We start from the raw sequence: 19542 nt of genomic DNA, 5'->3' as shown, positions 1-19542 counted from the left end.
CGGCGGTTAGTTCACGCTGAAGGGCGTGGCGTCAGCGCAGGCCGGCAATGTAGTCGGCAACGGCCTTGATCTCGCGGTCGTTCAGCTTTGCGGCCACGCCCGTCATGGGGGCGCTGTTCTGGCGCACGTTGTCCCGGAAGGCAACAAGCTGTGCCACCGTGTAGTCGGCGTGCTGGCCGCCCAGGCGCGGGTACTGGGCGGGCATGCCGGCGCCGTTGGGGCTGTGGCAGCCGGCGCAGGCCGGAATCTGGCGGTCGGCAATGCCGCCGCGGTAGATCTTTTCGCCCAGCGCCACGGTGTCCTTCTCCTTGGAGAAGCCGGGCTTGATCTTCTTGGAGCCCACGAACCACGCGATGTTGCGCATGTCTTCGTCGGACAGCTTGGCGGCCAGGGGCTGCATGATCGGGCTCTTGCGCTTGCCGGACTTGAAGTCCTGCAGCTGCTTGAGGATGTATTCGGGGTGCTGCTGCGCCAGCTTCGGGTTTGCCGCAATGGCCGAGTTGCCGTCTGCGTTGTGGCAGGAAGCACAGGCCTGGGCGGCGGAATTGAACACCGCGTCGCCCTTGGCGGGGTCGGGCTTGGCCGGCTTGGCCGCGGCGGGTGCAGCCGGTGCGGCTGCATGTTCGTCAGCCGCAAGGCTCGCGCTGGCTGCGACGCCCATGAGGGCTGCAAGCAGAAAATTGGCAAACAACTTCATATCGGGGGCTCGATTTATTGGCGCAAAACCCCGCGATTCTACAATGGCGGCCCGTTCCGAAAGCTCATAGATGACCACCCCGTCGCGCAAGCACGCTGCTCCCCCTTCCCGCGCGACCCCTGCCGTGGACCCCGCTGTCGCCGAGCGCGAGCGCGTTGCGCTCGGCTGGCTGCACACCGCCCACTTCCTGACCAGCGCCCCGCAGCTCGAGCATTTGCCTCCGCTCGACCTGCCCGAAATCGCCTTCGTCGGCCGCTCGAATGCGGGCAAGTCGACCGCAATCAACACGCTCACCCAGCAGACGCGCCTGGCCTTCGCCTCCAAGACACCGGGCCGCACGCAGCACATCAACCTGTTCGGCGTGGGCAAGCAAAAGGCCGACGACGCCGTGCTGGCCGACCTTCCCGGCTACGGCTATGCCGCGGTCCCCAAGGAAGCCAAGCTGCGCTGGCAGCGCGTCATGGGCAACTATTTGATGACGCGCGAAAACCTGCGCGGCGTGGTGCTGATGTGCGACCCGCGCCAGGGCCTCACCGAGCTCGACGAAATCCTGCTCGATGTGATCCGCCCGCGCGTGGAACAGGGGCTCAAATTCCTCGTGCTCCTGACCAAGTCCGACAAGCTCACCCGCAGCGAGGGCGCCAAGGTGCTGTCCATTACGCGACTGCAGGCCGGCGGCGGCGAGGTCAAACTGTTTTCCGCCCTCAAGAAGCAGGGCGTGGGGGAAGCCGCAGAGCTGCTGTGGCGCTGGGCGCATCCGCCCGGGGAAGCGCCGGCGGAAGCCGAGCAGCCCCCAGTGCCGGAAAACACTTAGGGAAACCCGGCTCGCTGTCGTCCCATCTGCAGGGTCCACTATGAAAACAATAGCAACGAAAGTTGAAGGAGACAAAGCATGATCGAGACGTTCCAGCGCAGCCTGCCCAATGGAACCACGCTGAGCTGCCGCGCAACCGGCACGCCCGGCCGCCCGCTGATGGTGTTCCTCCACGGCTTCCCGGAGGCTGCATTCATCTGGGACGAGCTGCTCGAGCACTTCGCCCAACCTGAACACGGCGGCTACCGCTGCCTCGCGCCCAATCTGCGCGGTTTCGAGAAATCGAGCGCGCCGACCGACGTGGCCGCGTACAAGGCCCATCTGCTGATCCAGGACATCCAGCAGCTCGTTGCCACCGAAAGCGCCGACGGCACCATGGCCGCGCTGGTAGCGCACGACTGGGGCGGCGCTTTCGGCTGGGGCTATGCCAATGCGTTTCCGGAGCAGGTCGGCCGGCTGGTCATCATCAACTCGCCGCACCCCGGCACCTTCACGCGCGAGTTGCGCAACAACCCGGCGCAGCAGCAAGCCAGCGCCTACATGAACTTCCTGGCAAGACCCGATGCCGAAGCGCTGCTCTCGGCGGACGACTTCAAGCGCATGTGGCCCTTCTTCACCTTGATGAAGGCAGGCCCCGACGGCTTCGGATGGCTCACCGAAGAGGTGAAGCAGCAGTACCGCGAGGTGTGGAATGCCGGCTTTACCGGCGCCTGCAACCTCTATCGCGTCACGCCGATGAAGCCGCCGCTGCCGGGCCAGAGCATCGACGGCATTCCGGTGCTGCCGCGCGAGCGGCTCACGGTGAACGTGCCGACCTTTGTTTTCTGGGCGCTCGACGACGCAGCGCTGTTGCCGGGCCTGCTCGACGGACTGGAGGAATACGTGCCCAAGCTCGAGATCAAGAAGGTACCCAACGCCACGCACTGGATCGTGCACGAGCAGCCGCAGCTCGTGGCCCGCGAGATCGAAGCCTTCCTCAAGCGGAACTGAAGAAGCCGCTTTGCTTCTTCTTCAATAGATCGACGGCGAGCCCTCGGGCCGCGTCTTGAAGCGGCGATGCACCCAGTAGTACTGCGACGGCATCTTGTCGATGTAGCCCTGCAACCGCTCGTTCATGAGCGCCGTATCGGCTTCGACGTCATCGGTCGGAAAGTTCTGCCAAGCCGGCAGCACCTCGATCTCGTAGCCGCCAGCGGTGAGCTTGGAGACGATCGGCACCACCTTGGCCTTGCCCAGCCGCGCGAAGCGCGAGAGCGAGGGCACGGTGGCCGCCTGCACGCCGTAGAACGGCACGAAGATGGTCTGGTCGCGGCCGAAGTCCATGTCGGGCAGCAGGTACAAGAGGCCGCCCTTGCGCAAGCCTCCGAGCACCGGCTTGATGCCGTCGACGCGATTGAGCGCCGCCACGTTGCCGAAACGCGTGCGGCCTTCGCGAATCCATTCGTCGACCATCGGATCGCGCTGGGTCGTGTAGATGGTGGCCGAGGGGCGGGCGGTGTGCATGGTCAGCGCTGTCGCCGCGGCATCGAGGCCGTAGAAATGCGGCGCGAACAGGATCATCGGCTCGTCGCCATCGGCAATTTCGTGAATTTCCTGGGCCGAGCCCACCACCTTGAGCCGGCTGGCCACCACCTTTTCGGGTGCATGCCAGAGCCAGCTTCGGTCCAGCCACGACTGCGCCACATACACAAACGTCTCGCGCGCGATGCGGCGGCGTTCGGCTTCCGATTTGTCGGGAAAGCACACCGCCAGATTGGTGTCGACCACGCGCCGCCGCGGCACGGCGACGGTGTGCAGCACACGGCCCAGCAGCGCGCCGAAGCCGCGCACCAGCGGAAGGGGCAGCGGCGCAATCGCGCGCATGAAACCGATGCCGAGTCGGGAGCCGAGACTCATTGCGCCTGCTCCCCATTGGCCGCAGCCGCCACCACGGTCTCGCCGCGCGGCTCCTTGTAGCGTGCGTAGTCCCACACGTATTGGCCGGGCAGGCTGTGGATCAAGCGGCCGATGGCGTCGTTCATTGCAGCGGCGGCATCTTCGATGGACGCCTTGGGATCGGTGAGCGCCGTGCCCACGATGGGTTCGAAGCGAATCACGTAGCCCGCACCGCGCGGCAGCCTTTCGCACACGCTCAGGAAGCAGGCGGCGCCAGTCTGCTGCGCGAGGCGCGGCAGCAGCGTCATGGTGTAGGCCGGCCGGCCGAGGAAGGGTGCCCAGACACCCTGCCCCGCTGGCGGCACCTGGTCGGGCAGGATGCCGGTGTAGCCGCCGCTGCGCAGCGTGCGGATGAGGCCGCGCACGCCGGTGTTGTTGGTCGGCAGCGTTTGCAGGCCGGGCCGGTCACGCGAGCCCGCGGCAATCAGCTCGGCCATCCATTTCTTGCGCGCGGGGCGAAACAGCGCGGTGATCGGTCCGTAGGCCTTTAGAAAGCGCTCGCCGATGGCCTGGCCGCACATCTCCCAGCTGCCCAGATGCGGCGCCACCAGGATCACGCCCTTCTTTGCCTGCATGGCGGCCTCGAATGCCTCGACGCCTTCCCAGCGCACCACGCGCCGCAGCACGCTTTCGCCCTGCGGGCGCAGCCAGAGCCAGGGCAGCTCGGCGGCCATCTGGCCGGCGGCGGCGATGGCGGGGCGGTACTGGTCGGGCGTGAAGCCCGCGTTTTCGGCATTGGCCTTGAAACGGCGGCGGTAATCGGGCGCGCACCACCAGACCATCCAGCCAAGCAGCGCGCCCAGCCGATGCATCAGCGGCATCGGTATGCGGGCAAGCAGGCGGAACAGGGTGACCATGGGCTGACAACAGGGAGTGAATACCAGGACGCGCGCGCACGATTTGGCGCGGCTCGAATAGAATGCAAATTGTCGCCGAGTTACGGAACAACTTGCAGGGCGACAAACACAAGCGCAAAGGCGATTGTGCCCCGCCGATTCGTCGGCATCTGCTAAAGCGTTCGCCAGGGCTCCGCAGAGTTGGCAACGCGCCAAATCACTTCAAGGAGCTTTGAACAAAATGGCGAACGACTTCCTCTTCACGTCCGAATCCGTTTCCGAAGGCCACCCCGACAAGGTCGCCGACCAGATCTCGGACGCCATCCTGGACGCGATCTTCGAGCAGGACCCACGCAGCCGCGTGGCCGCCGAAACGCTGACCAACACCGGCCTGGTGGTGCTCGCGGGCGAAATCACCACCAACGCGCACGTCGACTACATCCAGGTGGCGCGCGACACCATCAAGCGCATCGGCTACGACAACACCGACTACGGCATCGACTACAAGGGCTGCGCGGTGATGGTCTGCTATGACAAGCAGTCCAACGACATTGCCCAGGGCGTGGACCACGCCAGCGACGACCACCTGAACACCGGCGCTGGCGACCAGGGCCTGATGTTCGGCTACGCCTGCGACGAAACCCCCGAGCTGATGCCTGCGCCCATCTACTACGCGCACCGCCTCGTCGAGCGCCAGGCCCAGCTGCGCAAGGACGGCCGCCTGCCCTTCCTGCGCCCCGACGCCAAGAGCCAGGTGACGATGCGCTACGTGGACGGCAAGCCGCATAGCATCGACACCGTGGTGCTCTCCACCCAGCACAGCCCCGACCAGAGCGAAACGCCCACCAAGATGAAGGCTTCGTTCAACGAAGCCATCATCGAGGAGATCATCAAGCCCGTGCTGCCGAAGGAATGGCTGCAGAACACGCGCTACCTGATCAACCCGACCGGGCGCTTCGTCATCGGCGGTCCGCAGGGCGATTGCGGCCTGACCGGCCGCAAGATCATCGTCGACACCTACGGCGGCGCCTGCCCGCACGGCGGCGGCGCGTTCTCGGGCAAGGACCCGTCCAAGGTCGACCGCTCGGCCGCCTACGCCGCGCGCTACGTGGCCAAGAACATCGTGGCGGCCGGCCTGGCGCGCCAGTGCCAGATCCAGGTGGCCTACGCCATCGGCGTGGCGCAGCCGATGAACATCACGGTCTATACCGAAGGCACCGGCGTGATTCCCGACGACAAGATCGCCGAACTCGTGCGCGAGTTCTTCGACCTGCGTCCGAAGGGCATCATCCAGATGCTCGACCTGCTGCGCCCGATCTACCAGAAGACCGCGGCCTACGGCCACTTCGGCCGCGAAGAGCCCGAGTTCACCTGGGAAGCCACCACCCAAGCCGCTGCTCTGCGCGCTGCGGCGGGCCTCAAGTAAAGACCACAGGGCGGCGGGTCAGAAGCGGTAAGCGCCGCTCAGGCCCACCGTCCAGTTGCGGCCCGGCGCGGGCTCGTAATAGCGCGCATTGCCCTCGTTGACGATGACCGACCCTATGTAGCGGCGGTCGAACAGATTGTCGACCCGCGCAAAGGCGTTGAACTCCCAACGCGCCCACTTCTTCAAATAGCCGGCGTAGAGCGCAGCGACCGCGTAGCCCGGCGCGCTGGCGGTGTTGACGTCGTTCGCCTGCATGCGGCCCAGCGCGCGCACCTCGGCGCCGGCCCGCCAGCCTTCGGGCGGCACCCAGCCGAGCGATGCAAAGAGCGATTGCCGTGCAATGCCCGGAATGCGGTTGCCCGCCGCCACGGTGTTGGATGCCGCACAGGGCGACGGCGAGCAGAAGGCATCGCGGTAGCGTGCGTCGAGCCAGGTGTAGGCCAGCTGCGTGCGCCAGTGGTTGGCCGTTTCATGCTGCCAGGCCAGCTCAAAGCCGTTGCGCCGCGTGCGGCCCGCATTCTGGAAGGTGGCGCGGCCGCCGCTGTTGGTATCGGTCACGATCTCGTCTCGCGTGCGGGTCTGGAACAACGCGGCCGTCAGCAGGCCTCCACCCAGCCTTGCCTTGGCACCTACTTCCAGGCTGTCGTTGACCGAGGGCCGCAAGGCAAAGTTGAGCCCGCTGGCACCGCCCGCCCGGTACGAGAGTTCGTTGAGCGTGGGCGTCTCGAAGCCGCGGCCGATCGAGCCGTAGAGCGCCAGGTCCGGCGTTGCCTGGTAGCGCAGCGAGGCGACCGGGAGCGTCTTGCTGTAGCGCGCGCTGCCACTATCGTCGCGGTTCGCGCCCACGATGTAGCGGTCCTGCGAATCGAAATGCACGCTGCTTCGGCGCACGCCGGCTTCCAGCGTCCACTGCTCGGCCAGGCGCCATGTGGCTTGTGCATAGGGATCGAGATTCCAGACCTCATTGCGCTCGCTGCGCCGCAGGCGGCCTTGCACGCCCAGCACGGGCGAGGCTACGCGGCCGAGGTAGTTCTCGTAGCCGCGGCGCTGCTCGCGCAGGCTGTCGTAGCCAAGGCCCACGACAAGATCGAGCGGCCGGTCGGCCATCTGCAATGCGGCGGTCCAGCGCAGATCGACCCCGCCGTACTGGCGCGACAGATCGATTACGCCGCCCGCATGCAGCGGATTCTGTTGAGGGCCGAGCGGAATCGACTGGTACTGCACGGTCTTGCGCTCGCCGCCGTACGCCATGAGCCGCAGCGACTGCGAAGCACCCACGCGCCGTTCGTAGAGCAGGCCCGCCTGCGTCTGCTCGACCGTCTTGCGCGTGTCGAACTGCGTGGCCAGCGCCGCGCTGCGTGGCGCCAGCGCGTACTGGTCGGCCGTGAGGCCCAGCGGGTCTTGCGCGCTGATGCGCACGCTGTTGAGCACCAGCGTGAGCTTATCGCCGTTGTCCAGTGCGATGCCGATCTTGCCGTTGGCGATGTCGCGCCGCGCCGCGCTGTGCTCGCGCCAGCCCTCGGTCTGGAAGCGGCTGGCGTTCAACAGGTAGTCGATTGCGCCTTGCGATCCGCTGGCCTGCAGCGACTGCCGCCAGGTGCCGAAGCTCCCGCCGGCCGCCGAGTACGAAAGCCGCGGCGCGCCCTCGCCCGACGCGGTGAAGGCCTGCAGCACGCCGCCCGAAGAGTTGCCGTAGAGCGCCGAGAACGGTCCTCGCAGGATCTCGACGCGATCGAGCGAGCCGATGTCGATGTTGGAAGTCTGGCCCTGGCCATCGGGCAGCGTGGCGGGAATGCCGTCGACATACAGCCGCACGCCCCGCACCCCGAAGGTGGAGCGCGCACCGAAGCCGCGGATCGAGAGCTGCAGGTCTTGCGCATAGTTCATGCGGTTCTGCACCTGCAGGCCCGGAACGCCGCCCAGGCTTTCGGACAAGTTGACCTGCAGCCGGTTGTCACGCATCTCCGCGCCTTCGACGCGATCGACCGAACCCGGCACGTTGAAGGGCGCGACCTCGCCGCGCGGCGTGGACACCGTCACTTCGGGCAGGCGGCCGCGGTCGGCTTCTGGAGGAGTCGCTTGTTGCGCGTGTGCGGCGAGCGGAGCCCCCAGCAGCAGCAAGCGGACGGCAGTGGCGGTGGCGGCGAGTGTGGGCTTCATCATCGCGCCGATTCTGCGTCGGCGCGCGGCGCTGCTCGTACTAGCAACAACCCGCGCGGGCCGAAGCAGCCAGCCCGGGTTCTGAGCTCAGGTTCTGCGCCAGCCGTACCAGGCGCACACGGCAACAGGAATGCCCAGTGCGAACCAGGCGAGCATGTCGCCCAAGCCGCCGTCGCTGAACAGCGCGGAAATGAGGCCGATGGACGTCAGCACGCCCAGCACGATCGGCCAGCCCCACATGCGCCGGAACGCGTGGCGGGGCTTCATGCCTGCACCTTCATGGCCGGGGCCGGGTCAGGCTGCTGGCCGCCATGCTGCGGCGCTCGCCCTGCACTGCCCGCAGCTGTCGGCGCGGCCGGTGCCGGCACGGTGTTGCCGCGCTTGAGCCACAGGTAGAGCCCGCTGCCCAGCACGATGATGGTGGCAATGTCGAGCAGCGCCCAGATGATCTGCATCGGCATGCCTCCGTAGTCGCCGAAGTGCAACGGCTGCGACACGAGCAGCGCCGTCAGGTACCAAGGCATGTCGGGCGAGGCCGTCACCTGGGCGGTCTTGGCATCGACCAGCACCGGCTTGAGCAGCTTGGAGGTGAAAGGCTCGTTGCCGCGCAGGAAGAAGGTGGTGTGGTGCGGGCTCGAGAACGAAGTACCCGGAAACGCGATGAACGACAGCTTCATGTCCGGCGCCTGCTGGAGCGCGACCTCCATCGAACGCTGCACCGAACCGCGCTCGGCCACGGGCACGATCGGCTCGTTCTTGTAGGGGGCCAGGAGCGCGCTGAGCTGGTCGTACTGCCAGTACTTGATGAGCAGGTCAGCCCAAGTGTTGATCATGCCGGTGGCACCCACCACGAACACCCACACCAGCGTGACGATGCCCAGCAGGTTATGCAGATCGAGCCACTTGAGGCGTGGCCGCTTCTCGCGCCGCACCGTGCCGAAGTCGAGCTTGCGCATGAACGGCGCATAGAGCACCACGCCCGAGACGATGGCGACGAGCAGCAGCAATCCCATGAAGCCCAGGAACAGCTTGCCGGCCAGCCCGGCGAACAAGTCGACGTGCAGCTTGAACATCACGTACATGAAGCCTTCGTTGAACTTGGGCTGCGCAAGCACGGCGCCGGTACGCGCATCGACCGCCACCGACTTGAAGTCGTCGGTAGGTTCAGGCGTTGGCGTGAGCGTAACGAACCACAGGCCATCATCGTCCTCGGGCTGGGAGACGAACTGCACCACGCGGTCGGGGTGCTTGGCGCGCGCCGTTTCGAGCACGCGGTCCATGCTCACGCGTGGCGTGCCCGCGGGCATCTTGGGCGACTCGACCTCGGTGCCCAGCAAGTGGCCGATCTCGTGATGAAAGATCAGCGGCAGGCCGGTAATGCACAGCAACAGCATGAACACGGTGCAGACCAGGCTGCTCCACTTGTGCACCCAGGCCCAGGCCTTGATCTTTCGGCTGTTCATCATGTCGTCACTGCTCCCATCGAAAGAGAAATATCAAAAGCGGTAGGTTGCGCTTGCCACCACGCTGCGGCGCGCGCCATACCAGCAGTCACCGCGCGAAAGGCAGGTGCTGAAGTAAGTCTTGTCCGTCAGGTTGTTGATGTTGAGCGCATAGCGCCAACTGGCATTTTCGTAGGCAAACACGGCATCGAGCAACGTCACGCCCGGCACCCGCGGGCCCACGCCGGATTGCAGGTCGCGGAACGAGCTCATCATGCGCACGCCCGCGCCGGCCGAGAACCCGCTGAGCCCGCCGATCGAGAAGCGGTACTTGGCCCAGATGCTCGCCTGGTGCTTGGGCAGGCCCTCGATCAGTTCGTCGGCATCGGTGTAGTTGTAGTGCGCAATCAGGTCGAGATTCGAGCCGATCGAGCCCTTGGCCTCGAGCTCCACGCCCTGGGTCTTGGTCTTGCCGACTTGCGTGTACACATTCATGGACGGCGAAGTGATCTGGTTCTTCTCGCGCAGGTCGTACACCGCCGCGCTGAACGCCAGTGCGCGGTCCTTCGGCTCGTACTTCACGCCGGCTTCCCATTGCTCACCGCGCAAAGGCGTGAAGATCTGCCCGTTGCGCGGCGACTGCGGCGTGAACGATTCGCTGTAGCTCAGGTACGGCGACCAGCCAGAAGGCATGGCGTACATCACGCCGAAGCGCTTGGTGGTTGCGCTGCTCTTCTCGGCGTCGCTGCCCTCTGCGCTCGAAACGGCCTTGTCGTGGCGCAGGCCCGCCACGAAGATCCAGTTGTCGAGCTTCATCTGGTCCTGCAGATAGAAGCCGTTCTGGCGCTGCCGGGTGCGCGGCCGCGCATCGCGCACGGGCATGTCGACGTGGCCATACACAGGCGCGTAGGCGTCGATGGTGTCGTACGTGGTTCCGCCCCAGACGTTTTCGCGCTGGCGCGCGAAGTCCGCGCCCACGAGCAGCGTGTGCTTGAGCGCGCCGGTCTGGAAATGGCCCTCGACATGGTTGTCGAGCGTCTGCGTGCGGTTGCGCGTCAGGTAGCTGTCGTAATAGCGTCCCAGCACGCGCCTGAAGATCGGGTCCGTCGCGTCCCAGCTTTCGGCACCGCTGAAGGCCGCGCCGTAGTGGTAGCGGTTGTCGTTTTCGTTTTGCGCATAGCGGAAGTTCTGCCGCAAGGTCCAGTTCTCGTTGAACTTGTGCTCGAACTGCCAGCCGAAGGTCTTGCGCTCGCTGTCGTAGTAGTCGAAGCCCGGCTCACCGATGAAGCGGCTGGTGGGAATGCGTCCGTTCGGGTTCGGCAGCAACGTGCCCGACCACGGGAAGAATTGCGAGCTGCTGCCGCTCTTGTCCTTTTGGTACAGGCCTTGCAGCGTGAGCGAGGTTGCCGCACTGGGCCGCCACGTCAACGAAGGCGCAATGACGCTGCGGTCGTCGGGCACGTAATCGACCTGCGTGTCCGACTTGCGCTGCAACGCGATCAGCCGGTAAGACAGCGAGCCGTCCGCATTCAGCGGGCCGGTCAGGTCGGCCTGGATCTGCTTGCGCCCGAAGCTGCCGAACTGCACGCCTACCTCGCGCTGCGCTTCTTGCAGCGGGCGCTTGCTCACCATGTTGACCACGCCCGCGGCAGTGCCGGCGCCGAACAGCATGCCCGAGGGGCCGCGCAGCACTTCGAGCCGCTCCAGCGTGTAGGGCTCGGTGCGCGTGGTGCTGGTGTAGTAGCCGTAGGACTGGCGCAGGCCGTCCAGGTAAATGTCGGGAGTGGCGCCGCGAATGCGCACCGAGTCGGTCCGCGAGTCGAGGCCGTAGGCGTCGGAGCGCACGCCGGCTGCGTAGTTGAGCGCGTCCTGCAGATTGCCCGCGCCCTGGTCCACCATCTGGTCGCGCGTAACCACGGTAACGGACTGGGGGGTTTCGGAAAGCGGTGTGTCGGTCTTGGTGGCGGTGGCCGCGTTTCTCGCGCGATAGCCGATCACCGGCGAAGTGGCGGTTTCGGCCTCTGCGCTTGCATCGACCCTGATTTCCGGCAACGCGCCGGGAGCCGGGGCTTGGGCCAAAACCTGCTGATGCACATAAATTGCCATGCATCCTGCCAGCACCGATGCGACCTTGCGCCCCGCCATCAACCTCGTCATTCCTGCTCCACTCCGAAACATTATTAAGAACGATTCGTATTCTAATAGTTATAAAGTCTCATTTGTTTCAATTTCCCGAGAAAGGCGAGGGGCGTTGCGACCATTGACACCCGGCGTGCTGGCCCCCAAAGCGGCTACGATCCCGCCCGCACGCCCCGTGCGATGGCCGGTCTCATGCTCAAGCTCGTTGCACTCTCGTTTTCCGCGCTGCGCGGTCCAGCTCTGCGGCTGATCGGCTCCGGACTCGCGCTCGTTCTGGCGGGCTGTGCCGGTCTTCCCCCTCGCGCGCCGGAGCCGCCGACGCTGTCGATCGCGGCCTCGCCCGCCACCACGCTCGGCCGGGCTGCTGCAGACCTGAACGCAGCGCAGCACGATGGGCTTTCCAGCATCCGCCCGCTGGTCGAGGCCTCTTTTGCGCTGGACGCCCGGTTCGAACTGATGCGGCGGGCGCAGGCCTCGCTGGACGTGCAGACCTACCAGCTCGGCAACGACAAGACCGGCCGCCTGCTGTTGCGCGAACTGCGCGATGCCGCACGGCGCGGCGTGCGGGTGCGCCTGCTGCTCGACGATTTTTATACCGCCGGCATGGACCGCCTTCTGCTCGGCCTTGCCGCGGAGCCCAATGCCGAGGTCCGCCTGTTCAACCCGTTCGTGAACGCCCGCGACCACTCGGCCACGCGGTGGATCGAGTTCTTCGCGGACTTTCGCCGGCTCAACCACCGCATGCACAACAAGCTCTTCGTGGCCGACGGCGCCATGGCGATTGCCGGCGGGCGCAACCTGGCCGACGAGTATTTCCTGCGCAGCGAAGGCGCCAACTTCATCGATTTCGAACTGATCATGGCCGGACCCGTGGTTCCGGAGGCGGCGCGCATCTTCGACACCTACTGGAACAGCGACGTGGTCTACCCGCTCCAGCGGATTGCCGGCGCCAGCGACAGCCCGGAAGTGCTGAAAGCGGCGTTCGAAGCCGCCACTTCACCCGTCCATGCGCCGCCGCTCGCCCCTCTTGCCGGCACCGACCTGCTCGGCGACGCGCCGCTCGGCACGCAGCTTGCCGACATCGGCCGGGTGAAGTGGATGCGGGCCGAGGCCCATGCCGCGGCGGACAGCCCCAACAAGGCGTTGGGCACTCTTGCATCGCCGGCCGAATCGCTTGCGGCGCGGTTCCATGAAATGACCGCGAGCGCGCGCTCGGACGTGGTGGTGATCTCGCCCTACTTCATTCCGGGCGAGGACGGCATGGCGCGCATCCGGGAAGGCCGCGCGCGCGGCGTGCGCATCAGCGTCATCACCAATTCGCTGGCCGACAGCGACGAACCGCTGGTGAACATCAACTACAACCGCTACCGCGTCGACATGCTGAAGCTGGGCGTGAACCTGTACGAGGTCAGCACCCGGCAGCTCAAGCGCAACCGCCAGTTCCGCACGCTGCTCAAGAAAGCGCGCGGGCGCCTTCACGCCAAGCTGGCCTTGGTCGACCGGGAATGGGTGCTGCTCGGCTCGATGAACCTCGACCCCCGCTCGGCGCGGCTGAACACCGAGTTTGGCGTTCGCGTGCGCAGTTTCGAATTGAGCCAGGCGCTGCTGTACGCGTATCAGCTGGACGACATCGAAGGCGTCTACCGCGTGGTGCTCATGCCCGACCGCGAGAACGTGCAATGGATCGGCACCGGAGACGTGGACAACGAGGTGCTCGACAGCGAGCCGGATTCCAGCCTGCTCACGCGGCTGCAGCTGCTGCTGTTCTCCTGGTTCGTGCCGACGGACCAGTTGTAGCGCCGCAGTTGTCGATGCTCGTTTAACTCGGAATTCCGCGTCCTTGTAAGTCAACGACTTAGCGCAACTTGCCTCACCTCGCCGGGATGTTCCTTCACTGCGGTGCCGGTTTTCCTACAGGTGCCAAGTCACATCAGCCGGAAACCGCGGCTGAATTGCATCGAGGTACTTACAGGCACCGCCACCTCGCTCATCTTCGCAAGCTCGGCATGGCCGTTTTCCGTGATACCGATGACTATTGCCAAGCGCAACGGAACGTAAGGTGCCCCTGGCTTGAGAGTCGTGATCTCGGCTTCGATGAGGCCCGTAGCCAAGAGCACCGACACGTGCAGGAGCTCTTCTCGTTCAACAACTCGAACCGGGAGTTGCACGTGCTTCAGCCTGTACAAGAACGAAAGCGGCATAGGGTCTTTCTGTCCGTAGCGGAGGTGGTAAGCCACGCTAGTCAGGAAAGCGAATCGCCACTGTTCGCCAGCGCACCATGGCGTCAAATAAAGTGCATCGGTTGGTGCGCCACCGTACAGACGCCATGCACTGGCGGCAGAATCATGAAAACTTTGGAAGCTGCTCCCTGCCATGGTCTTGCTCCCGCGTTCGTCTTCGTTGCAGGCGGCTGCCGCACGCAACGGTCTTCTGGCCGCGATTCCTCCCGAGGTGATGGTCCGCATGGAGCCGTTTCTCGAACAGGTGCCGCTGCGTCTTGGGGAAGTGCTTTATGAGTCGGGCGTCGTCCAGGAGCACGTGTATTTCCCGACCGAATGCATCGTCTCGTTGCTCTACGTGCTCGAGAGCGGGCAATCTGCCGAGATCGCCGGCGTCGGCTTCGAAGGCATGGTCGGCGTGTCGCTTCTGATGGGTGGGGGTAGCACGCCCAATCGCGCGGTCGTGCAGAGCGCCGGTCACGCCATCCGACTGAGTGCTGCCCACATCAAGAACCTGACCCAGCAGGGCGGGCCGCTTCTGCAGCTTTTGCTGCGCTACACGCAGTCGCTGATCACGCAGATGTCGCAGACTGCGGTTTGCAACCGGCACCATTCGCTAGAGCAGCAACTGTGCCGTTGGCTGCTGCTGAGCCTCGATCGCCTTCCAGGCAGCGAACTGGTGATGACGCAAGAACTCATCGCCAACATGCTCGGCGTACGGCGCGAGGGGGTGACGGAGGCTGCAGGCAAACTGCAGCGGCTGAACCTGATCAAGTACGCGCGCGGGCATATCACCGTGCTCGACCGACCCGGGCTCGAACGCCAAGTGTGCGAGTGCTACCAAGTCGTCAAGCGCGAGACGGACCGGCTGCTGCCGCACCGGCCGGTCCCCTGAGTGGCGTCGTCATCACGTCGCACCTGTAACTTCTGCTGAGTGCGCAGGCGCACATAGTGCTCCCTCTCGGTCGGCAACAATGCGGGCGCCCGCGCGGTCCCCGCGCGACGCCTCTGGCTTTTTCCTTCTTTTCAACGGGCGGTTGCGTGACTTCAGACTCGACTGCTCCGGCGCTCAATCGATTGCTCGAAGCGCTGCCGCCCGCTGACCGGACACACCTGCTGGCGCGCTGCGACAGCGTAGAGTTGGCCGCGCCGCAGGTCCTTTACGAGCCTGGCGACGCCATGCTGCACATCCACTTCCCAACGAGCGCTTTTGTATCGCTGGTGTCTACGGCCGACGGTCACGATGGCCTGCAGACTGGCATGGTGGGCAACGAGGGGGCCGTGGGCCACGAGCTGTCGCTGGGCGTGCAACGATCCCCGCTGCGCACGCTGGTCCAGGGCTCCGGCCTGGCATGGCGGCTCACTGCGCAAGCGCTCGAGCAGGAGCTGCTGGAAAGTGCTCCCCTGAAGCGCGTGCTCCAGCACTACGTGTGTGCGCTACTGACCGAGTTCGGCCGCCTGGGCCTGTGCCACCAGTTCCACCAGATCGAAGAGCGCCTCGCGCGGTGGCTGCTCACCACGCAAGACTGCGCGCACTCGGCGCATCTGGCACTCACGCACGAAGTGTTGGGCCGCATGCTGGGCGTGCGCCGGGTAGGCATCACCAACGCGGCCACGGCACTGCACGCGCGCCACCTGATTGACTACCGCCGCGGCGTCATCACCATCACGGATCGCCCGGGGCTCGAAAATGCCGCCTGCGACTGCTATCGCGCCAACCGACGCAGCTATGCCGAGCTGATCGGCCTCCGCGAGGACGCCGCTGGCAACACCTCTTAACCTACCGTGATCGCCACGGGGTGAATCGCCCCGGATTTTGAGGGGGCTCAACACTCTGAGAGGATTGAGCCATGAGGAAGTCGAACAAGTTCTCACCAGAGGTGCGTGAGCGCGCGGTGAGGATGGTGCAGGAGCACCGTGGGGAGTACCCGTCGTTATGGGCTGCGATCGAGTCGATTGCACCGAAGATCGGCTGCGTGCCGCAGCCCCTCACAGTCCGCACCCGTCAGTTGACATCCTCGTTGACGGCAGCTTTGCCTTGCCTCCAGTGATCCCCTTATTTTACCCGGGCAAAAAAACGCACGAAGGTTAAATGGCGCGTCCACTAATCTCCGCCGGCGTTTCGCAAGAACCGACAGCTGCGCCCCCGGCCCTTGAAACTCCGCCGATTGCCCTTATGATTAGCACTCGCTGCTGACGAGTGCTAACAAGCCTCGATTCCAGTCGATGGGCCGCCGGTCTCCCCGCCCGGCGCCCGACCACAACCCCGTTTCTTATCCAGGAGATGCAATGAAACTTCGTCCTTTGGCCGATCGCGTGATCGTCAAGCGTGTTGACAGCGAAACCAAGACCGCCTCCGGCATCGTCATTCCCGACGCAGCCGCCGAAAAGCCCGACCAGGGTGAAGTCCTGGCCGTGGGCCCGGGCAAGCGCACCGACAAGGGCGACCTGACCGCACTGACCGTCAAGGTCGGCGACCGCGTCCTGTTCGGCAAGTACAGCGGCCAGACCGTCAAGGTCGATGGCGACGAACTGCTGGTCATGAAGGAAGACGACCTGTTCGCGGTCGTCGAAACGAAGTGATTTTGCGGGACAGACCAGGCAGACGCGAAGCGGCTGACTGCTCTGTCCCCAAGTGATTAATAACTGATTTCGGAGTAATAAAACATGGCAGCAAAAGACGTAGTCTTCGGCGGTGAAGCCCGCGCACGCATGGTCGAGGGTGTCAACATCCTCGCCAACGCAGTCAAGGTGACCCTGGGCCCCAAGGGCCGCAACGTGGTGCTCGAGCGCTCGTTCGGCGCCCCCACCGTCACCAAGGACGGTGTGTCGGTCGCCAAGGAAATCGAACTCAAGGACAAGCTCCAGAACATGGGCGCCCAGCTCGTGAAGGAAGTGGCCTCGAAGACCAGCGACAACGCTGGTGACGGCACCACCACCGCCACGGTTCTGGCTCAAGCCATCGTTCGCGAAGGCTTCAAGTACGTGGCCGCCGGCATCAACCCGATGGACCTGAAGCGCGGCATCGACAAGGCCGTCACGGCCTTGGTCGAAGAGCTGAAGAAGGCTTCGAAGCCCACCACCACGTCGAAGGAAATCGCACAAGTCGGCTCGATCTCGGCCAACAGCGACGAAACCATCGGCAAGCTCATCGCTGACGCGATGGACAAGGTCGGCAAGGAAGGCGTGATCACCGTGGAAGACGGCAAGTCGCTCGAGAGCGAACTCGACGTCGTCGAAGGCATGCAGTTCGACCGCGGCTACCTGTCGCCCTACTTCATCAACAACCCCGAGAAGCAATCGGCGCTGCTCGACAACCCGTTCGTGCTGCTGTTCGACAAGAAGATCAGCAACATCCGCGACCTGCTCCCCACGCTGGAACAAGTTGCCAAGGCCGGCCGTCCCCTGCTGATCATTGCCGAAGAAGTCGAAGGCGAAGCCCTGGCTACGCTGGTGGTGAACACGATCCGCGGCATCCTGAAGGTCGTGGCTGTCAAGGCTCCTGGCTTCGGCGACCGCCGCAAGGCCATGCTGGAAGACATCGCCATCCTGACGGGCGGCAAGGTCATCGCTGAAGAAGTGGGCCTGACGCTCGAAAAGGTGACGCTGGCCGACCTGGGCCAAGCCAAGCGCATCGAAGTGGGCAAGGAAAACACCATCATCATCGACGGCGCCGGCGCTGCTGCCGACATCGAAGCCCGCGTGAAGCAAGTGCGCGTGCAGATCGAAGAAGCCACGAGCGACTACGACCGTGAAAAGCTGCAAGAGCGCGTGGCCAAGCTGGCCGGCGGTGTGGCAGTGATCAAGGTTGGCGCCGCCACCGAAGTCGAAATGAAGGAAAAGAAGGCTCGCGTCGAAGACGCCCTGCACGCCACCCGCGCTGCAGTGGAAGAAGGCGTTGTGGCTGGCGGCGGCGTGGCTCTGCTGCGTGCCAAGCAAGCCGTGGGCGACCGCGTGAAGGGCGACAACGCCGACCAGGACGCCGGTATCAAGCTGGTGCTCAAGGCGATCGAAGCACCCCTGCGCGAAATCGTGAACAACGCCGGCGGTGAAGCCTCGGTGGTGGTGAACGCTGTGTTGGCCGGCAAGGGCAACTACGGCTTCAACGCTGCGAACGACACGTACGGCGACATGCTCGAGCTGGGCATTCTGGACCCGACCAAGGTGACCCGCACCGCGCTGCAGAACGCAGCATCGGTTGCTTCGCTGCTGCTGACGACCGAAGCCATGGTCGCCGACGCACCGAAGGAAGAAGCCGGTGCCGGCGGCGGCATGCCCGACATGGGCGGCATGGGTGGTATGGGCGGCATGGGAATGTAATTTCCCGGCTGAGCTCTGCTCACCAAAACCAAAAGGGCCGCGCAAGCGGCCCTTTTTTATTGGGCGGTACGTTTATCGAAACTGATCGCGCAGCGCCATGTAGAGCACCTGGAAGCGCGCATGCCGCGTCTTGTGCGAGCCGGCTCCTTCGGGCGAAGGCGTCAACTGCTGCTTCACAGGCGGCAGCGTGCACACTTCGGCCACGCTGCCCCCGTCAGCCAGCCACGCAAGCCGCGCAGCACCCAGTGCCCCGCCTGTCTCGCTGCCCGCATAGAGCGTGAGTGGCACCTGGAAGATGTCGGCCAGCAGCTGGCCCCACCACACGCTGCGCGCACCTCCGCCGACCAACGCCATTTCGCGCAGCGGCATGTCGGCCGGCAGGCGCAAGGTGTCGAAGCCGTCGCGCAGCCCGAAGCTCACGCCCTCGACCACGGCATAGGCAATCTCGGCTGACCCATGCGCATGCGTCAGGCCGAACAGCGCGCCTTGCGCATTCGGGTTGTTGTGCGGCGAGCGCTCACCCGAAAGGTATGGCAGGAACAGCGGGCATCGCTCGCGCTGCGCCGGCGCGACCGAGGCTGCCGCTTCGAGCAATGCCGCCTCGTCGGCAAACTTGAATGCCTTGGCGGCCCAGCTCACCGCGCTCGCGGCCGAGAGCATCACCGACATCTGGTGCCAGCGCCTGGGCAGCGCATGGCAGAACGCATGCATCGCCTGCGCAGGGTTCGGCAGAAAGCGGTCCGTCGAGACGAACACCACGCCCGATGTGCCGAGCGACACAAAGCCCTGCCCCGGCTCCACCAGCCCCATGCCGACCGCGCTGGCAGCGTTGTCGCCCGCCCCGCCGGCAATGAGTACCGTGGTGCCGCTGCCCACGCCCCAGCGCGCCGCCAGCTCGGGCTTGAGCTGCGCTGACACTTCGCTGCCTTCGACCAGCCGCGGCATGTGCTCTCGCGTGAGCCCCGTGGCCGCAAGCAGTTCGTCGGACCAGTCGCGCGCGCCCACGTCCAGCCACAGCGTGCCGGCCGCATCGGACATGTCGCTGACCGCCTCGCCGCCGAGCATGAAGCGAAGCCAGTCCTTCGGCAGCAGCACGCGCGCCACGCGGGCAAAGATCTCAGGCTCATGCTCGCGCACCCACAGCAGCTTGGGCGCGGTAAAGCCGGGCATCGCCAGGTTGCCCGCGATCTCGCCCAGGCGAGGCACAGCGCGCGTGAGCGCCTGGCACTGCGCGCCGCTGCGGCCGTCGTTCCAGAGAATGGCGGGACGCAGCACCTCGCCAGCCGCGTCGAGCAGCGTGGCGCCGTGCATCTGGCCCGACAGTCCGATGCCGCGCACGGCCCGCAGCGCATCGGGGTACGCGTCCCGCAACTCGGCCATCACTTGCTGCAGCGCTTGCCACCACTGGCTTGGCGCCTGTTCCGACCAGAGCGGTTGCGGCCGCTCCACCGTGAGCGATGCGCGTGCCACTCCGACGATGCGGTGATCGTCGGCAAGCAGCAGCGCCTTGAGCTCGGACGTGCCGAGGTCGAGTCCCAGATACAAGATAGTGCT

Annotated in this window: 17 protein-coding genes and 1 pseudogene; 9 read left to right on the top strand and 9 right to left on the bottom strand. The window is 65.5% G+C overall.

The genetic code is table 11. The features are described 5' to 3' along the window. Positions 1-31 precede the first annotated feature (31 nt). Positions 32-697, bottom strand: a complete 666-nt coding sequence (locus EJI00_RS00480) for a c-type cytochrome (RefSeq protein WP_126745507.1) — start codon at positions 695-697, stop codon at positions 32-34. A gap of 70 nt (positions 698-767) precedes the next feature. Here EJI00_RS00480 and yihA point away from each other — a divergent pair, with 70 nt between their 5' ends. Further along, entirely contained in the window at positions 768-1511 is a 744-nt protein-coding gene (gene yihA, locus EJI00_RS00475; protein ID WP_126745506.1) for a ribosome biogenesis GTP-binding protein YihA/YsxC, read from the top strand. A gap of 78 nt (positions 1512-1589) precedes the next feature. After that, positions 1590-2501: an alpha/beta fold hydrolase gene (locus EJI00_RS00470; RefSeq protein ID WP_126745505.1), complete on the top strand. Its 912-nt coding sequence runs from the start codon at positions 1590-1592 to the stop codon at positions 2499-2501. A 21-nt stretch (positions 2502-2522) separates the two neighbouring features. Here the strand turns inward: EJI00_RS00470 and EJI00_RS00465 are convergent, their stop codons facing one another. Both EJI00_RS00465 and EJI00_RS00460 read right to left on the bottom strand, forming a co-directional pair. Continuing rightward, entirely contained in the window at positions 2523-3407 is an 885-nt protein-coding gene (locus tag EJI00_RS00465; protein WP_126745504.1) for a lipid A biosynthesis acyltransferase, read from the bottom strand. Then, complete coding sequence (locus tag EJI00_RS00460; protein WP_126745503.1) at positions 3404-4303, bottom strand: lysophospholipid acyltransferase family protein; 900 nt, start codon at positions 4301-4303, stop codon at positions 3404-3406. Before EJI00_RS00460 ends, EJI00_RS00465 begins: the two co-directional genes overlap by 4 nt. Positions 4304-4523: 220 nt before the next feature. Between EJI00_RS00460 and metK the strand changes: the two genes are divergently transcribed. Beyond that, entirely contained in the window at positions 4524-5708 is a 1185-nt protein-coding gene (gene metK, locus EJI00_RS00455; protein WP_126745502.1) for a methionine adenosyltransferase, read from the top strand. 18 nt (positions 5709-5726) lie between these two features. Here metK and EJI00_RS00450 read toward each other — a convergent pair whose 3' ends face one another. The 4 genes from EJI00_RS00450 to EJI00_RS00435 all read right to left on the bottom strand — a co-directional run bounded on the left by EJI00_RS00450 (position 5727) and on the right by EJI00_RS00435 (position 11467). Beyond that, a complete protein-coding gene (locus EJI00_RS00450; RefSeq protein ID WP_126745803.1) occupies positions 5727-7868 on the bottom strand; it encodes a TonB-dependent receptor in 2142 nt (713 codons plus the stop codon). 87 nt (positions 7869-7955) lie between these two features. Further along, complete coding sequence (locus EJI00_RS00445) at positions 7956-8135, bottom strand: hypothetical protein (RefSeq protein WP_126745501.1); 180 nt, start codon at positions 8133-8135, stop codon at positions 7956-7958. Further along, a complete protein-coding gene (locus EJI00_RS00440) occupies positions 8132-9331 on the bottom strand; it encodes a PepSY-associated TM helix domain-containing protein (protein WP_126745802.1) in 1200 nt (399 codons plus the stop codon). The genes EJI00_RS00445 and EJI00_RS00440 overlap by 4 nt, the downstream gene beginning before the upstream one ends. Positions 9332-9364: 33 nt before the next feature. Further along, entirely contained in the window at positions 9365-11467 is a 2103-nt protein-coding gene (locus EJI00_RS00435; RefSeq protein ID WP_126745500.1) for a TonB-dependent siderophore receptor, read from the bottom strand. Positions 11468-11641: 174 nt separating this feature from the next. Between EJI00_RS00435 and EJI00_RS00430 the strand changes: the two genes are divergently transcribed. Further along, positions 11642-13246 carry a phospholipase D family protein gene (locus EJI00_RS00430; protein WP_126745499.1) on the top strand — a complete coding sequence of 535 codons (1605 nt, stop codon included), beginning with the start codon at positions 11642-11644 and terminating at the stop codon, positions 13244-13246. A 128-nt stretch (positions 13247-13374) separates the two neighbouring features. Here EJI00_RS00430 and EJI00_RS25300 read toward each other — a convergent pair whose 3' ends face one another. After that, the gene (locus EJI00_RS25300; RefSeq protein ID WP_260590423.1) at positions 13375-13914 is read right to left on the bottom strand and encodes a hypothetical protein; all 540 of its coding nucleotides are present in this window, start codon (positions 13912-13914) and stop codon (positions 13375-13377) included. Between EJI00_RS25300 and EJI00_RS00420 the strand changes: the two genes are divergently transcribed. The 5 genes and pseudogenes from EJI00_RS00420 (at position 13823) to groL (ending at position 17988) form a co-directional block, all read left to right on the top strand. Further along, positions 13823-14563, top strand: coding sequence for a Crp/Fnr family transcriptional regulator (locus EJI00_RS00420; RefSeq protein WP_126745498.1), 741 nt, complete (start codon positions 13823-13825; stop codon positions 14561-14563). The genes EJI00_RS25300 and EJI00_RS00420 overlap by 92 nt on opposite strands. Positions 14564-14709: 146 nt before the next feature. Continuing rightward, the gene (locus EJI00_RS00415; protein ID WP_126745497.1) at positions 14710-15447 is read left to right on the top strand and encodes a Crp/Fnr family transcriptional regulator; all 738 of its coding nucleotides are present in this window, start codon (positions 14710-14712) and stop codon (positions 15445-15447) included. A gap of 71 nt (positions 15448-15518) precedes the next feature. Then, a pseudogene (locus tag EJI00_RS00410) lies at positions 15519-15659 on the top strand (IS3 family transposase); the annotation flags it as partial. Positions 15660-15957: 298 nt separating this feature from the next. Then, positions 15958-16251, top strand: a complete 294-nt coding sequence (locus EJI00_RS00405) for a co-chaperone GroES (RefSeq protein ID WP_126745496.1) — start codon at positions 15958-15960, stop codon at positions 16249-16251. An 84-nt stretch (positions 16252-16335) separates the two neighbouring features. Then, the gene (gene groL, locus EJI00_RS00400) at positions 16336-17988 is read left to right on the top strand and encodes a chaperonin GroEL (RefSeq protein WP_126745495.1); all 1653 of its coding nucleotides are present in this window, start codon (positions 16336-16338) and stop codon (positions 17986-17988) included. Between the two features lie 72 nt (positions 17989-18060). Here groL and xylB read toward each other — a convergent pair whose 3' ends face one another. After that, positions 18061-19533, bottom strand: a complete 1473-nt coding sequence (gene xylB / locus EJI00_RS00395; RefSeq protein ID WP_126745494.1) for a xylulokinase — start codon at positions 19531-19533, stop codon at positions 18061-18063. Positions 19534-19542: the final 9 nt, after the last annotated feature.

Origin of the sequence: Variovorax sp. DXTD-1 (assembly GCF_003984625.1) — a bacterium.
Taxonomy (GTDB): domain Bacteria; phylum Pseudomonadota; class Gammaproteobacteria; order Burkholderiales; family Burkholderiaceae_C; genus Variovorax.
Note: the sequence above shows the minus strand (reverse complement) of the source record. Positions and strands in the feature narration are given on the sequence as shown.